Below are 15,321 nucleotides of genomic sequence, written 5' to 3'. Positions count from 1 at the left end.
GATCGCAGCCTGCGGCAGCTCCTACACTTAACCGTTCGGCTGGAAACCGATCGTACATTCACAACAAAAAGGGAGAACCATCATGAGCGTCAAACCGATTCCAGAGGGTTATCACAGCATCACCCCGTACCTGGGCATTACCAAAGCCGCCGAAGCCATCGACTTCTACAAGAAGGCCTTCGGCGCCATCGAGGTCATGCGCCTGTCCATGCCCGATGGCAGTATCGGCCACGCCGAACTGCGCATCGGTGACTGCCCGATCATGCTCGGTACACCGTGTGATCAGGGGCCGCTGGGCAATCCTGACCAATCGCCGTCCGTGGGGCTGCATTTGTATGTGACCGACGTCGACAAGTCCTATAAACAGGCGATTTCCGCCGGCGGTATCGTTATATCGGAGGTCAAGGATCAGTTTTATGGCGATCGTTCCGGAACCTTGAAGGATCCCTATGGCCATCTGTGGTTTCTGGCCACGCGCAAGGAAGATCTGACCCAGGAGCAGATCGAACAGCGGGCCAGGGAGATGTTTCAGCAGGGTTGAGTTCTTAGTCGACTGATCGGCCGTCATCGCGGGCAAGCCCGCTCCCACAGGCTTCGCGTTGTCCACAAAATTGTGGTTCAACTCAGTCACTGTGGGAGCGGGCTTGCCCGCGATGGGGCTCTGACATCCACCACCTATTCCGCAAGCAGAACACGAAACATTTTCTTTCATATCCCGCTTCGGGATTTCCCATGCTCATCCGTCCTATATAGATGCGGTCCTGTCGCGTAGGCAAAAGCCACGACCGGAACGTTGATCGACCTCGTCGCTGCGAAGCCCGTAGCAGAGGCCTTTTCATCGATACAAGACCCTTGATCATGTCGAAGAAATCCCGTTCCAAACTCTGGTTTCTGGTCCATAGCTGGCTGGCGTTGCCGATCTGGTTTTTTGTCCTGATCGTCTGCGTGACCGGTACGCTGGCGGTGGTCAGCCAGGAAATCGTCTGGCTGGCCAACCCGCAGATGCGAGCCAGCCAACCTTCGGACGATGCACCACGACTGAACTACGACCAGATCGTCGCCGCGATCAAGAAGGCCGAGCCTGACACACTGGTCGAGGGCATCAATCGCCCGGACGAATCGCACTTTGCCCTGGACGTGGACGTCAGCTACCCCGATGGCCGTTCGGTGACGGTGTACGTCAACCCGTACACCGGCGAGATCCAGGGCCCCGCGCCGCAGTTCAATTTCAAGGCCTTCACCCGCGCCCTGCACGGTTGGTGGCTGGTGCCGTTTACCAATGGTTATAGCTGGGGTTGGTATCTGGTGTCGTTCCTCAGTTTGCCGATGCTGGCATCCCTGGTGACCGGGCTGGTGGTGTACAAGCGTTTCTGGAAAGGCTTCCTGCGCCCGACCCTGCGAATCCGTCATGGCGCGCGGATTTTCTGGGGCGATTTCCACCGACTCAGCGGCATCTGGTCGATCTGGTTCATCGCCGTGATATCCGTCACCAGCACCTGGTTCCTGATCCAGGCGTTCATGTTCGATAACCAGATTTCCATCTCCACCGCACCGGTTGCCGCCGTGGTGCCTCGTGAAAGCGTGCCGCTCACCGCCGATGGCTCGCCGGCGCCGATGATCAGCCTCGAAGCGGCGATCCGCGAAGCCAAGGAGCGCATTCCCGGCCTCGACGAAAGTTTTGTCAGCCTGCCTGCCAACGCCTTCAGCTACCTGTCGGTAGGCGGACGCAGCTGGTATCCGCTGATGTACCAGACCGCCGACATCAATCCCTACACCGGTGAAATCGCCGCCACACGCCTGCTGTCGGATCGCTCGGGCCTGGAGTTGGTAACCGAGTCCATGCGCCCGCTGCACACCGGTGACTTCGGCGGGATCTGGATCAAGTTGATCTGGTTCTTCTTCGGCCTGTTGCTGAGCATGATGGTGCTCAGCGGCCTGTTGATCTGGACCAAGCGCACCGCCCTGGCCACGGCCAATGCCCTCAAGCGCAACAACAAGCGCTCGCGCCATGAACGACTTTCTGCCAGCCATGGTGAAACCACGGAGGTCAGCCAATGAGTCAGGTCGCGATAGAAAAACCACCATCGACGCTGAGCCGTTTCTGGCACAAGTGGCGTTTCCACCTCAACATTCTGCTGTTGCTGGTGCCGCTGGGCTTCATGCCCAAGTACTTCGCCGACGCCGCGCTGTTTCGCGGGGATACCGGGTTGGGCGAGCGGGAAATCGGCGAAGTCCAGGTCGGCCCGTGGAGCCTGCGTCTGGCCGAGCTGCGCAACGAAGCTCCCTTGCTCGATGGCCCTGCCGGCTATATGAAAAGCTTCAACGCCACGCTGTGCGACAGCTGTCGCAAGCAGGTCAAGGCCACTTACCTGCGCCTCGGTAAACCCCGCAGCCTGCGTGCCGCCGGGGTGATTTTCTTCGGCACGCCCTACCGCATGGGCGCCATGTTGCCGGTCCCGGAAAAAACCAGGGCCGACGCCGAACTGTGGATCACCATGGAAGGCTGGGACGGTTCCATGCACCAGGCATCCATTCCTCTGAGCCTGGCCTCCCCCGCCACCCTTGCCTGGCTGAACAAACAAGGAGGCAAACCATGATCAACCTGATTCGTCCCGTGAACGCCGCACTGCTGGTGCTCTGCGCCGGTTTCAGCGCCAGCGCTCTGGCCCACAACCCCATGTGCGAATGCAAGGCCATCGACGCCGAGCAGATCAAGTGCACCGGCGGTTTCTCCGATGGCAGTGGCGCACCGGGCGTGACCCTGGATGTGATCGGTTATGACGAAACCATCCTCGTGCCGGGCAAGCTGGGCGCCGACTCGACCCTGACCTTCAAGAAGCCCGGCGCCGAGTTTTATGTACTGTTCGACGCAGGCCCCGGCCATGTGGTCGAAATCGACCAAGCGGATATTGAAGCGCCATGAGCCAGCCAACCACGCAAGTCGTCCGCCCGGCCGGTGCCGGCCATGAAACCCTCAATGTGCTGTTGCTGTGCCTGTTGATTCTGGCGGTGGCCGGCTCGGTGGTCGCCTGGCGCCACGAATCACAGGACGTCACTCATTTAACGAGCCATCAACTGGATGCCCGTCGCGATCTGAGCGCCTCCGAGCAAGGCATCTACGCCGATCTGCGGGTGACCCTGGACGAGATTCATTTGCTGCGCCAGGAACAACAGGCCCTGCCGACACCTGAAGCCCTCGCCGAAGAGGGTTTTGCGCCGTTTGCCCAGGATGCCAGCTCGGTCAGTCGCGGCGGCCATGCCTGGCAGTTGCTGGCGGACAAGGCTTACCTCGGCCAGACCCAGACGCCCGCCGTCGCCGGCTCATTTCTGATGCGCCTGATCGCTGACAACGATGCGCCGGACATCTGGCTAAACCGCACCGCCGGCCTCAAGGCCCCGGCTGACCTTAACGATGCCGCACTCGAAAGCGCCGGCTGGCAGCAGATCGTCGCGCAATTCGATGCCGGCGTGACCCGCCAGCACCGGCACTGAACCCTCGCCTTCACCCGAGAGAAGACCGCTTTCCCATGCCCATTTCATCTCTACGTTCTGCTCTGCGCCTGATACTGGTCGGCCTGCTGGCCTGCCTCCTGACTCCCCTGGCCAATGCCGATGAAGCCAAACGCCTGCGCATCGGTATCACCCTGCACCCGTATTACAGCTATGTGGCCAACATCGTCGGCGACAAGGCCGAAGTGGTGCCGCTGATTCCGGCCGGTTTCAACCCGCACGCCTATGAACCCCGGGCCGAAGACATCAAGCGCATCAGCGGGCTGGATGTGATCGTGCTCAACGGCGTCGGTCATGACGATTTCGCCGACCGCATGATCGCGGCCAGCGAAACACCGGACGTCAAGGTGATCGAAGCCAACGAAAACGTGCCGCTGCTGGCCGCCACCGGCGTGGCCGCACGGGGCGCCGGCAAGGTGGTCAACCCGCACACCTTCCTGTCAATCAGCGCTTCGATCGCCCAGGTCAACAACATCGCCCGGGAACTGGGCAAGCTCGATCCAGCCAATGCCAAGACCTACACCGAGAACGCCCGCGCCTACGGCAAGCGCCTGCGCAAGATGCGCGCCGACGCCCTGGCCAAACTGACCCAGGCACCGAACGCCGAACTGCGGGTCGCCACGGTGCACGCCGCCTACGACTACCTGCTGCGCGAGTTCGGCCTGGAAGTCACCGCCGTGGTCGAACCGGCCCACGGCATCGAACCGAGCCCAAGCCAGCTGAAGAAAACCATCGACCAACTGCGTGAACTGGACGTGAAGGTAATCTTCTCGGAAATGGATTTCCCGTCCACCTATGTCGACACCATCCAGCGTGAGTCCGGGGTGAAGCTGTACCCGCTGTCGCACATTTCCTACGGCGAATACACCGCCGACAAGTACGAAAAGGAAATGACCGGCAACCTCAACACCGTGGTGCGGGCGATTCAGGAGTCAGGCGCATGACCCCAAAAGAAACCCTCCTGGCCAACACCGAATCCCCTGTAGGAGCGAGCTTGCTCGCGAAGGCGTCCGTTCAGTCACCATCGATGCCGAATGACACACCGCAATCGCGAGCAAGCTCGCTCCTACAGGGTGTGGGGCCGACCCTGGACTTTGCGAAGGTTTGCCTGACCCTCGGTCGCACGACCATCCTCGATAACGTCACCTTTCAGGTCCGCCCCGGCAGCGTGCATGCCCTGGTCGGCCCCAACGGTGGTGGCAAGAGCTCGCTGATCAAAACCTTGCTTGGGCAGATGCCCCATCAGGGCCGCTTGAGCCTGCAATGGCCGGGCGAACCGGGCACCATCGGCTATGTGCCGCAGGCACTGGAGTTCGACCGTGGCCTGCCGATGACCGTCGACGATTTCATGGCCGCGATGTGTCAGCGTCGTCCGGCGTTCCTCGGATTGAGCAAGCATTACGCGACAGCGATTGGCGAAGCGCTGGAACGGGTCGGCATGCAGGACAAGCGCAAACGGCGCATGGGTGCACTCTCCGGTGGAGAACGCCAGCGGGTGTTACTGGCGCAGGGCTTGATTCCGGCGCCACAGTTGCTGGTGCTGGACGAACCGATGTCGGCCCTCGATGAGGCCGGGATCCAGGTGTTCGAACGCTTGCTCGGCGATTGGCGAGCGGCTGGCATTACCGTGCTGTGGATCGAGCACGATCTGGAAGCGGTCGGGCGCCTGGCGGACCACGTCACCGGGCTCAACCGCCGTGTGCTGTTCGATGCCACGCCACAACAGGCGCTGACGCCGGACCGCCTGCTGACCCTGTTTTCAACCCATCCGCGGAGCCTTGCCTGATGAGTTACGAAGCTTTTCGTTTGATGGTGCAGGGCTGGGCCTCGTCGGGTTACCTGCCCGAAGCACTGGCCTATGGCTTTGTGGTCAATGCGCTGCTGGCCGGGCTGCTGATCGGCCCGGTGCTGGGCGGGTTGGGCACGCTGGTGGTGGTCAAGCGCTTTGCGTTTTTCTCCGAAGCGGTGGGCCACGCGGCGCTGACCGGCGTGGCCATCGGCATCCTGCTCGGCGAACCCTACACCGGTCCCTACGGCAGCCTGTTCGGCTACTGCCTGCTGTTCGGCATCCTGCTCAACTACCTGCGTAACCGTACTGGCCTGGCACCGGACACCCTGATTGGCGTGTTTCTCTCGGTGTCCCTGGCGCTGGGCGCAAGCCTGCTGCTGATCCTGGCCGGCAAGATCAACGTGCACATTCTGGAAAACGTCCTGTTCGGTTCGGTGTTGACGGTCAACGGCAATGACCTGCTGGTGCTGGCCATCGTCGGCTCTCTGGTGATGGCCCTGGCTTTGCCGCTGTACAACCGCATCATGCTCGCCAGTTTCAACCCGCAACTGGCGGCCGTGCGCGGTGTGGCGGTGAAGGCACTGGATTATCTGTTCGTGATTCTGGTGACCCTGATAACCGTAGCCGCAGTGAAAGTCATCGGCGCAATTCTGGTGGGTGCCCTGCTGGTGATCCCGGCGGCGGCAGCGCGTTTGCTCAGCCAGTCGCTGAAGGGCTTTTTCTGGTGCTCGGTACTGATCGCCACGGTCAGCACCCTGTGCGGGATTCTCGCGCCCATCATCTTCGACCTGCCGATCCCGTCCGGCGCCGCGATCATTCTGGTGGCCGGTATCGCCTTTGCCCTGTCCGCCATCGCCCGCGGCGTCGTCCCCAGCCTGAAAGGGAACCTTGGATAAATGTCTTTCTCACTGCGACAACTGACCCTGGCCATCGCCCTCTGTGGGCTGACTCACACCACATTTGCTGCCGACAACGCTAAACCGCTGCGCGTGCTGGCCTCCTTGCCCGTCACCTATGGCCTGGGTGAAGTGCTGCTCAAAGGCACTGACGTCAGCCTCGAGCGCGCAGCCCCGGCCAACCTGCCCGGCAGCCGTCAGACCGCCTACTTCACCGGCCGCGGCGCCCCGGCACTGGCCAAACTGGCGACCGACGCCGATGCAGTGATCGGTCTGCGTTCGTTGTGGGCCGATGACCCCCTCTACCCGATGGCACGGCGCAGCAACATCCGCATCGTCGAAGTCGACGCCGCCCGCCCGGTGGACGGCGCTCTGCCCGGCATCGCCGTGCAGCCGGGCAACAAGGTCGAGGGCTTGAACAGTCAGCCATGGCTGGCCAGCAACAACATGGGACGCATGGCTGATGTAATGGCGGCTGACCTGGTGCGCCTGGCGCCTGCGGCCAAGCCTGCGATCGAGGCCAATCTGGCCGCACTGAAACAGCGCCTGCTGAAACTCAGTGCCAACAGCGAAGCGCGTCTGGCCGCTGCCGATAATCTCAGCGTGATGAGCCTGAGCGATCACTTCGGCTATCTCATCGGCGGACTCAATCTGGAGCTGGTTAGCCAGGATGCGCGGCCAGATGCCGAATGGACGACCGAAGCGTTGAAGGCGTTGAGCACAACGCTCAAAGACAATGACGTGGTGGTGGTGTTGCATCATCGCCAGCCTTCGGAGGCGGTGAAATCAGCCATCACAGAAGGCGGGAGTCGGCTGGTGGTGTTGAGCACCGATGCCGAGGATCCGGTGGCTGAGCTGGAGGGGAATGTGGATTTGGTGATCAAAGGATTAAGCGGAGCTTGACCTGTAGGAGCGAGCTTGCTCGCGATGGTCGTCAACGAAAACACGTCCTGTCTGGATGAACGCGGTGCCCGGACGTTTTTCGCGAGCAAGCTCGCTCCTACAGTTACAGCATGAAAAAGCCCGCTGTCCGTTATCGGTTCAGCGGGCTTTTCATTCCCTAACGATCAGTGCGCCACAGCCGCCTGCTCGTCCATCTTCTGCCGCAAACTCAGCGGACGCATATCGGTCCAGGTTTCTTCGATGTAGGCCAGGCATTCCTTTTTCAGCCCGCTTTTGCCCACTGTGCGCCAGCCTTCCGGCACGGCCTTGTAGTCCGGCCAGATCGAGTATTGCTCTTCGTGGTTGACCACGACCTGAAAGAGGATGTCTTCGCGGTCGAATACTGACGTCATGCTGTCTCTCCATCGCTGTAGGGTGGGCTGCACGCTGCGTGCAGCCGGTATGTAGAAGGAACGTATCGAAGGCCTGAAAATTTAGAGACTGGCGGTGGCCGCAGCCAATGCCCGGCCGAAAATCTCCGCAACTTCGTCGATTTGCGCAGCGGTAATCACCAGCGGCGGCAGGAAACGCACCACGCCGCCATGACGCCCGCCCAGTTCAAGGATCAAGCCGCGCTTAAGGCATTCACGCTGCACCAACGGCGCCAGGCGCGCAAAAACCGGTGGATGACCCAAGGCATCCAGTGCGCCCGTGGGATCGACCAGTTCGACGCCAAGCATCAGGCCGCGACCACGGATGTCACCCAGTTGCGGGAAGTCGCGCTGCAGGATGCGCAAATGTTCGCTCAGGCGTTCGCCCATGACGGCGGCGTGTTCGCAGACGTTGTGCTCGGTCAGGTAACGCATCACTGCCGAACCGGCGGCCATGGCCATCTGGTTACCGCGGAATGTCCCGGCATGGGCACCCGGCAGCCAGGTGTCGAGCCAATCGCGGTAAACCACCACCGCCAGTGGCAGGCTGCCGCCGATGGCCTTGGACATCACCACCACATCCGGAATGATCCCGGCATGCTCGAAGGCGAACATCTTGCCGGTGCGGGCGAAACCGCTCTGGATCTCGTCGACGATCAACGCCACGCCAGCCTTTTCGGTGATGCGACGCAAGCCGCGCAACCAGTCCAGATCAGCCGGAATCACCCCGCCCTCGCCCTGCACGACTTCGACGATCACCGCTGCCGGCAATTGCACGCCAGCCTCGGGATCGTTGAGCAGGTTTTCCAGGTAATTCAGGTTGGCCTTCACCCCTTGCACGCCACCCAGGCCGAACGGGCAACGGTAATCGTAGGGGTACGGCATGAACTGCACACCGTTACCGAGCAAGGCACCCAAGGGTTTTTTCGGCCCCAGGCTGCCCATCAGGCTCAGCGCGCCCTGGCTCATGCCGTGGTATCCGCCTTGGAATGACAGAACGGTGCTGCGGCCGGTGGCGGTGCGCACCAGTTTCAACGCGGCTTCCACCGCGTCGGTACCGGTGGGGCCGCAGAACTGGATCTTCGCTTGCTTGGCCAGTGCCGGCGGCAATAGACCGAACAGGTCCTGGACGAACCTGTCCTTGACCGGTGTGGTCAGGTCCAGCGTGTGCAACGGCAATTCGTCGCTCAGCACCTGCTGGATGGCTTCGATCACCACCGGATGGTTATGCCCCAGGGCCAGGGTTCCGGCACCGGCCAGGCAATCGATGAAGCGGCGGCCTTCGACGTCTTCGACATGGATACCCTTGGCACGCTTGAGCGCCAAGGGAATGCGACGCGGGTAGCTGCGGGCATTGGATTCCTGCTGGTTCTGACGGGCCAGCAAAGGCGATTCGTTAAACTGATAAAGCGTCTCGGTCGGGGCGACCCGGGCCGGCTGATCTTCGATAAGGCTGGTGGCGACTGACATCTCTGGACCTCGATAAGGTTTTCCTGTTCTGGAAACGCATCAGAGACTCAAGGATTTAGGCCGTGGATCGGCTTTCCACAAAGACGACAGGCCCTTGTGCATGGGGATGGCCTGGAGCCCCGCGACCATGAAGGCCTCGGCGCAAGGTTGATAGCCCAAATGTCGATAGAACGCTTCGCTGGTGCGGGTGCTGTTGAGTCGTGCCTGATTTCGGCCCTGACTGATCAACCAACCTTCAAGATCGTGCACCAGCGCTTGCCCGGCCCCCCGGCGAAACCATTCCGGTTGCACGTAACAGAACGCCACCTTGCCACTGACCAAGGCCATGGCGACGCCAATCGGTTTGTCCTGCAACAGCGCGATGTTCAGGTACAGCCGCGAGTCGCAGAGCCAGGGCTGGATATGTTCGATGGTTTTGTTGTGGATCCAGGAGGCAACGGTTTGCGGATCGTTGCGATGGTCGCGTGCGCAGCCGAAGCGGATGGAACGCTCGATGATGCGGCTGATGATGCCGGCGTCGGCCGCAGTGGCCTTGCGGGTGTGAATCGGTTCATCCATGGCGCTGTTACCTCAATCCATTGAGTGCGAGGAACGATAGTCCCGCAAAGTCAGGGCGGCCAATGCAGAGAGGTTACTTTTGATGTGCACCACCAGCCCCTTGTAGGAGCGAGCTTGCTCGCGATGGACTCAAGGACGCCATGGGGTGTCAGGTTTCCCGCGTCATCGTTAACGATCATCGCGAGCAAGCTCGCTCCTACAGAGGGGTTGCGGTGTTTTTCAGATCGGTTGCAACGGCATGGTCAGTTCAACCCGCAGACCGTCCGGCCGGCTGTCGAAATGCAAGGTGCACCCGCAGCGCTGGACGATGGCCTGGACAATCGCCAGGCCGAGGCCGCAGCCGGTGCTCTGGCCGTTGCGCCAGAAGCGCTGGGTCAAATGTTGCAGGTCGTCTTCGGCAATGCCCGGCCCATGATCGCGGACCACGAACTGCACACGGTTGCCAGTGGTTTGCAGGCTCAGCTCCACCGGCCCGTCGCCGGGCGTGTGGCGCAACGCGTTGTCCAGCAGGTTACGTAGCGCAGCGATCGACAGCACCGCGGGCATTTTTACCGGGGCATGCGAGAATCGGGTTGGCATCTGGAACCGGATGCGTTGGCGATCGCCGCCGGCGGTGTCCTGAATCGCCAATTTCGCCACTTGCTCGGCGCTGCACTGCACGCCGTCATCGAACGACAAACTGCCTTCGACCCGTGCCAGCAATAGCAGTTGTTCGAGCGTCCGGTGCAGGCGGTCTGCGCCCTCTTCTGCCCGGGCCAGGGATTGATCCCGGGCCGCGCCTTCGGTCATGCGGGCCACTTGCAGGTGGGTCTTGATCGCGGTCAACGGGCTGCGCAGTTCGTGAGCCGCGTCACCGGTCAGGCGGCGTTCGCGCTCGATGGTCTTGCCGATGCGCTGGAACAACTGGTTCTGTGTTTCGAGCAACGGCTGCAGTTCACTGGGCAATGGCTGGACCTCCAGCGGTTCGAGCGAGTCGGGGCTGCGACGCATCAAGGCATCGCGCATGCGATTGAGCGGCGCCAGCCCCTGGCCGATCCCCAGCCAGAGCAGGCACAGGCAACCCAACAGCGCCACGCCTACCGGCACCGAGGCGGCCAGCAAGATCGACATGTTCAACGCCTCTCGCTCGATCTGCCGATCTGCGGTGGTGATCCGCAGATCGCCCCGGGCCAGGGTGAAACTGCGCCACGGCGCACCGTCGATCATCTGATCGTGGAAGCCGAGCTTTTCGGCTTCCAGGGTTTGTCCCGGATCGCTATGACTTCGAGCGAGGATTTCCCCACGCAATGAGCTGACCTGACAGGCCATGCCGCCGGGGATATTCAGTTGTTCGGCACTGAAATGGGTGCCTTCCCCCTTGCTGGGTACCGGCGGCAACTGCTCCATCAGCCCGGCGACCATCCGCGCCGAAGCCACCAGGCGCTGGTCGAGGGAAAACATCATTTGATTGCGCAGGTCACTGAGCATCCAGGCCGCGGCCAGCGCCCAGATCAGCGCGAACGCGGCGCCGAGCGTCAGGCTCAGACGCAAACGCAGACTCATCACTTCGATTGATCTCCACCATCCGCCGGGCCCAGGCGATAACCCAGACCGCGCACGGTTTCGACAATGCCGTTACCGAGCTTTCGCCGCAGGTGATGGATGTGGACGTTGAGGGCGTTGCTCTCCAACTCGTCGTTGAAGCCGTAGACACTGTCCTTGAGTTGCTCCGTGGACAGCACCCGGCCACGGTTATGCAGCAGGGCCTGCAACAGTGACTGCTCGCGACGCGAGAGGTCCACTGGCTGGCCGGCGAGCGTGGTTTCGCGACTGCTCGGGTCGTAGGTCAGGGCGCCATGTTCGATCAGGTTGACGCTGCGCCCCGCCACCCGTCGCAGCAGGGTGTGCAGGCGGGCCGCCAATTCGCGCAGGTCGAAAGGCTTGAGCAGGTAATCGTCGGCACCGGCCTGCAAACCGTCGACGCGGTCGGTCACCGAGTCCCGCGCCGTGAGGATCAGCACCGGCAGCTCCAGGCCGCTCTGGCGCAACTGCTGCAGCAACTTCAGCCCATCTTCGTCGGGCAGGCCGAGGTCAAGCACCATCACGTCGAATTCCGCCACCTTGAGCATCGCCCGGGCCGCCGACGCCGTGGCCACGTGCTCCACGGTCAGGCCCTGGGCGGTCAGGCCGGCGACGATGCCGCTGGCGATCAACTCATCGTCTTCGCAAACCAGTACGTGCATGGGGAGCCTCGTGTAAATAAAGCCGATTAGACGGTTGACCGATTAAGCGGACATTATGCCGCAAGTCCCACGATCACAAGGCCGTCAGGGTTAATCATCGGTTAATCGCCGCCACTCATTGTTCCCCCATTAGTAAAGGGATAAGGGTCACCCATGCGGCGTCTGTTTTTATTTTTTGTGCTCTTGATCTCGGGTGTGGCCCAGGCAGGGACCAATCCGTTCGAAACCAAACCTGACTTCCTGCCGGTGGAAAAAGCGTTTGTCTTCACGTCCGAACGCCTTGAATCAGGTGAAACTCAGCTCTATTGGCAGATCACCGACGGTTATTACCTTTATCAGAAACGCCTGAAGTTCGATGGCTTGCCTGCCGACCAGCATCCAGCGCTGCCGGCGGGTGAGGCCCATAGCGACGAGTTCTTCGGCGAGCAACCGGTTTATCGCCAAGGCCTGGAACTGAAGATCCCGGCAGGCGCCACCGGTCAAATCAAGGTCGGCTTCCAGGGCTGCGCCGATGCCGGTTTGTGTTATCCGCCACAGACCCAGGTCGTGGATCTGGGCGGTGGCGCAGCTGTTTCGACGACGAACGAAGCACCGGATCAAGCCTTGGCCAGCAGCCTTCAACAACGAGCGCTGGGCTGGAGCCTGTTGGTGTTCTTTGGCCTCGGCCTGTTGCTGGCCTTCACCCCCTGCTCATTACCGATGCTGCCAATCCTCGCTGGGCTGATCGTCGGCAGCGGCGCTTCACCCAAGCGCGGCTTCGCCTTGGCCAGCAGTTATGTCGTAAGCATGGCCCTGGTTTATGCCGCGATGGGCGTACTGGCGGCGCTGCTGGGCGCGAATCTGCAGGCACTGCTGCAAAACCCTTGGCTGCTGGGCAGTTTCGCAGCGATCTTCGTGCTGCTGGCGTTGCCCATGTTCGGCTTCTTCGAGCTGCAACTGCCGGTGGCCGTGCGTGACCGGCTGGAAAATGTCTCGCGCAACCAGCGCGGTGGCAACCTTCTCGGCGCCGGGGTGTTGGGTGCCTTGTCCGGTCTGCTGGTTGGTCCGTGCATGACCGCGCCGCTGGCAGGTGCCCTGCTCTATATCGCACAAAGCGGCAATGCGCTGCATGGCGGACTGATCCTGTTTGCCCTGGGCATCGGCATCGGGTTGCCGCTGTTGCTGCTGGTAACGGTTGGCAATCGCTTCCTGCCCAAGCCCGGCGCCTGGATGAATCTGGTCAAGGGCATCTTCGGCTTCCTGTTCCTTGCCACCGCATTGTTGTTGCTGCGCCCGGTACTGGATGAGTCGCTTTGGGTTGGCTCGTGTGGTGCGCTCCTGCTGGTTGCCGCCTACAGCGCCTGGAAGCAATCCGACGGTTTTGGACGCATCGCCCATCTGTTCGGCGCCAGCTCGCTACTGCTCGGCTTGTGGGGAAGCCTGTTGGTGATCGGTGCAGCGGGCGGCAGTGATGATCTGTTCAAGCCTTTGCAAGTGTTCCGTGCCTCCGGTTCGGCCGTCGCCGCGGTTCCAACAGGCCACGATGCCTTCACCACCATCAAGGACCCTGCCGTCCTGCAACGTGAACTCGACGCGGCGCAAGCACAGGGCCAGTGGGTATTGCTGGACTACTATGCCGACTGGTGCGTGTCGTGCAAGGTCATGGAAAAACAGGTGTTCGGCAAAACCAAAGTGCTCGAAGCCCTCAGCGATGTGCGCTTGCTCCGACTGGACGTCACCGCCGACAATGCCGCCAGCCGCGAACTGCTCGGTCGTTATAAAGTGCCGGGACCACCAAGCCTGTTGTGGATCGGTACTGATGGCGTTGAGCGTCGCAGCCAGCGCATCACCGGCGAGGTCGATGCCGAGACATTCCTGCAACGCTGGACCACCACCCGAGACGCCCGTTAATGCTGACCTTTACCCTCGGCACCTTTGCCATTGCGCTTAACCATCTGCTGCTGATCAGTGCGTTGGCACTGGCGACATTCGTCGGCTGGCGGGTGGCCAAACGTGGTGGCGACAACCCCGAGTCGGTACTGTTCAGCCTGTTCCTGATCGGCATGCTGGCAGCACGGATCGGGTTCGTCGCCGTGTACTGGACGCACTATCGCAACGATCCCTGGCAGATCATCGACCTGCGCGACGGCGGTTTCCTCGCCTGGCCGGGAGTGATCGCGCTGCTGCTCGCCACCCTGTATCGAGGCTGGCGCCGTCCCGGCCTGCGCCGTCCGTTGGGCTTTGGCGTGGCCAGTGGCCTGGCGTTCTGGCTCCTGGCGACTTACTCCCTGAGTATTTATGAGCAAGGCACGCGCCTGCCGGAAATCAGCTTGCGCAATGCCGCCGGTGAAACCGTGCAACTGGCGGACTACAAGGGCGGTCCCTTGGTGATCAACCTGTGGGCTACCTGGTGCCCGCCATGCCGCCGTGAGATGCCGGTACTGGAAAACGCCCAGCAACAGCGCCCGGACCTGACGTTCCTGTTCGTCAATCAGGCCGAGAGCATGCAAAGCGTCGCCATCTTTCTGGAAACCCAGGGCCTGAGCCTATCCAACGTGCTGTTCGACGGCAGTGGTCGCCTGGGCCAGGCCGTGGGTTCCATGGCGCTGCCGACTACGTTGTTCTATAGCCCCGACGGTCGTCTGCTGGGCAGCCATCTGGGCGAGCTCTCGCAAGCCAGTCTGGCCCGCGCCCTGGAAAATTTCGACTCCGCACCTGCCACTTCTTCAAGGAAACTGCCATGCCCCGCCTCCGCCACCTGTTGACCCTGACCCTGGGTGCCGCCCTGCTGCACCTGCCGTCGGTGCAGGCTGAAGAGTTGCCCGATGCGATCAAGAAGATCGAAGCCAAAGGCGCGAAAATCGTCGGTCAGTTCGACGCACCCGGTGGCTTGCGCGGTTATGCCGCGCAGTACCAGAACCGCGGCATGGCGCTGTACCTGACCCCGGATGGCAAGCATGTGTTGCTGGGCAATCTGTATGACGCCGACGGCAACGACTTGAGCAGCGCGCCGTTGCAAAAACTGGTGTACGCGCCGATGGCCAAGGAAATCTGGGGCAAGATGGAAGCCAGCAACTGGATCGGTGACGGCAACAAGGACGCGCCGCGCGTCGTCTACCTGTTCAGCGACCCGAACTGCCCTTACTGCAACATGTTCTGGGAACAGGCACGGCCCTGGGTCAAGGCCGGCAAGGTGCAGCTGCGACACATCATGGTGGGCATCATCCGCGAAGACAGCCCGGGCAAATCCGCCGCGCTGCTCGCCGCCAAGGACCCGCAAAAGGCCCTGCAAGACCACGAATCCGCTGGCAAGGGCAGCTCGCTCAAGGCGCTGAAGGACGTGCCGCCGGCGATTCAGGCCAAGCTCGCCGCCAACATGCAACTGATGGAAGAGCTGGAGTTGTCTGCTACTCCGGCGATTTTCTACATGGACAGCAAGGGCGAACTGCAACAGCAGCAAGGGGCGCCGTCGCCGGACAAATTGGTGAAAATTCTCGGGCCGAAGTGACCTCAGCGCCCCCTTTGGGGGGGGGGGGGGGGCTCCCAAGGGGTGGGGGTTTTTTTTGGGGGGGGGGGGCTTTTAC

16 protein-coding genes and 1 pseudogene are annotated in these 15,321 nt (G+C 61.9%); 12 read left to right on the top strand and 5 right to left on the bottom strand.

All coding sequences use genetic code 11. From position 1 onward, the window contains the following. Positions 1 to 82 precede the first annotated feature (82 nt). The 9 genes and pseudogenes from ACSFE6_RS22980 to ACSFE6_RS22940 all read left to right on the top strand — a co-directional run bounded on the left by ACSFE6_RS22980 (position 83) and on the right by ACSFE6_RS22940 (position 7,098). Positions 83 to 541, top strand: coding sequence for a VOC family protein (locus ACSFE6_RS22980; RefSeq protein WP_435429726.1), 459 nt, complete (start codon positions 83 to 85; stop codon positions 539 to 541). Positions 542 to 858: 317 nt separating this feature from the next. After that, complete coding sequence (locus ACSFE6_RS22975) at positions 859 to 2,058, top strand: PepSY-associated TM helix domain-containing protein (protein ID WP_435429725.1); 1,200 nt, start codon at positions 859 to 861, stop codon at positions 2,056 to 2,058. Then, positions 2,055 to 2,597 (top strand): thiamine pyrophosphate-binding protein, encoded by a 543-nt coding sequence (locus tag ACSFE6_RS22970; RefSeq protein WP_435429724.1) that lies wholly within the window; start codon positions 2,055 to 2,057, stop codon positions 2,595 to 2,597. Before ACSFE6_RS22975 ends, ACSFE6_RS22970 begins: the two co-directional genes overlap by 4 nt. Then, entirely contained in the window at positions 2,594 to 2,923 is a 330-nt protein-coding gene (locus ACSFE6_RS22965) for a hypothetical protein (RefSeq protein WP_435429723.1), read from the top strand. The genes ACSFE6_RS22970 and ACSFE6_RS22965 overlap by 4 nt, the downstream gene beginning before the upstream one ends. Then, positions 2,920 to 3,492, top strand: a complete 573-nt coding sequence (locus ACSFE6_RS22960; protein ID WP_435429722.1) for a DUF6162 family protein — start codon at positions 2,920 to 2,922, stop codon at positions 3,490 to 3,492. The genes ACSFE6_RS22965 and ACSFE6_RS22960 overlap by 4 nt, the downstream gene beginning before the upstream one ends. A gap of 35 nt (positions 3,493 to 3,527) precedes the next feature. Continuing rightward, positions 3,528 to 4,454, top strand: coding sequence for a metal ABC transporter substrate-binding protein (locus ACSFE6_RS22955; protein WP_435429721.1), 927 nt, complete (start codon positions 3,528 to 3,530; stop codon positions 4,452 to 4,454). Between the two features lie 103 nt (positions 4,455 to 4,557). Beyond that, positions 4,558 to 5,296 (top strand): annotated as a pseudogene (locus tag ACSFE6_RS22950) (metal ABC transporter ATP-binding protein). After that, a complete protein-coding gene (locus ACSFE6_RS22945) occupies positions 5,296 to 6,195 on the top strand; it encodes a metal ABC transporter permease (protein WP_435429720.1) in 900 nt (299 codons plus the stop codon). The pseudogene ACSFE6_RS22950 and the gene ACSFE6_RS22945 overlap by 1 nt, the downstream one beginning before the upstream one ends. Beyond that, positions 6,196 to 7,098 carry a metal ABC transporter substrate-binding protein gene (locus ACSFE6_RS22940; protein ID WP_435429719.1) on the top strand — a complete coding sequence of 301 codons (903 nt, stop codon included), beginning with the start codon at positions 6,196 to 6,198 and terminating at the stop codon, positions 7,096 to 7,098. A gap of 164 nt (positions 7,099 to 7,262) precedes the next feature. Here the strand turns inward: ACSFE6_RS22940 and ACSFE6_RS22935 are convergent, their stop codons facing one another. The 5 genes from ACSFE6_RS22935 to ACSFE6_RS22915 form a co-directional block, all read right to left on the bottom strand. Beyond that, positions 7,263 to 7,490 (bottom strand): MbtH family protein, encoded by a 228-nt coding sequence (locus ACSFE6_RS22935; protein ID WP_128608950.1) that lies wholly within the window; start codon positions 7,488 to 7,490, stop codon positions 7,263 to 7,265. An 81-nt stretch (positions 7,491 to 7,571) separates the two neighbouring features. Beyond that, complete coding sequence (locus tag ACSFE6_RS22930; RefSeq protein ID WP_435429718.1) at positions 7,572 to 8,978, bottom strand: aspartate aminotransferase family protein; 1,407 nt, start codon at positions 8,976 to 8,978, stop codon at positions 7,572 to 7,574. A 39-nt stretch (positions 8,979 to 9,017) separates the two neighbouring features. After that, on the bottom strand, positions 9,018 to 9,536 hold the full coding sequence (locus ACSFE6_RS22925; RefSeq protein WP_435429717.1) for a GNAT family N-acetyltransferase: 519 nt from the start codon (positions 9,534 to 9,536) through the stop codon (positions 9,018 to 9,020). Between the two features lie 219 nt (positions 9,537 to 9,755). After that, positions 9,756 to 11,081 (bottom strand): ATP-binding protein, encoded by a 1,326-nt coding sequence (locus ACSFE6_RS22920; RefSeq protein WP_435429716.1) that lies wholly within the window; start codon positions 11,079 to 11,081, stop codon positions 9,756 to 9,758. Further along, on the bottom strand, positions 11,078 to 11,758 hold the full coding sequence (locus ACSFE6_RS22915; RefSeq protein ID WP_435429715.1) for a response regulator: 681 nt from the start codon (positions 11,756 to 11,758) through the stop codon (positions 11,078 to 11,080). Before ACSFE6_RS22915 ends, ACSFE6_RS22920 begins: the two co-directional genes overlap by 4 nt. A gap of 153 nt (positions 11,759 to 11,911) precedes the next feature. On the opposite strand from ACSFE6_RS22915, the gene dsbD reads away from it, so the two are divergent. Genes dsbD through dsbG form a run of 3 tightly spaced genes read left to right on the top strand, consistent with a single transcriptional unit; the run spans position 11,912 to position 15,245 of the window. Continuing rightward, positions 11,912 to 13,648 carry a protein-disulfide reductase DsbD gene (gene dsbD / locus ACSFE6_RS22910; protein WP_435429714.1) on the top strand — a complete coding sequence of 579 codons (1,737 nt, stop codon included), beginning with the start codon at positions 11,912 to 11,914 and terminating at the stop codon, positions 13,646 to 13,648. Next, on the top strand, positions 13,648 to 14,502 hold the full coding sequence (locus tag ACSFE6_RS22905; protein ID WP_435429713.1) for a prolipoprotein diacylglyceryl transferase family protein: 855 nt from the start codon (positions 13,648 to 13,650) through the stop codon (positions 14,500 to 14,502). Before dsbD ends, ACSFE6_RS22905 begins: the two co-directional genes overlap by 1 nt. Beyond that, positions 14,478 to 15,245, top strand: a complete 768-nt coding sequence (gene dsbG / locus ACSFE6_RS22900) for a thiol:disulfide interchange protein DsbG (protein ID WP_435429712.1) — start codon at positions 14,478 to 14,480, stop codon at positions 15,243 to 15,245. The genes ACSFE6_RS22905 and dsbG overlap by 25 nt, the downstream gene beginning before the upstream one ends. Positions 15,246 to 15,321 lie beyond the last annotated feature (76 nt).

It is taken from the genome of Pseudomonas baetica (assembly GCF_051216495.1).
GTDB lineage: Bacteria > Pseudomonadota > Gammaproteobacteria > Pseudomonadales > Pseudomonadaceae > Aquipseudomonas > Aquipseudomonas baetica_B.
Note: the sequence above shows the minus strand (reverse complement) of the source record. Positions and strands in the feature narration are given on the sequence as shown.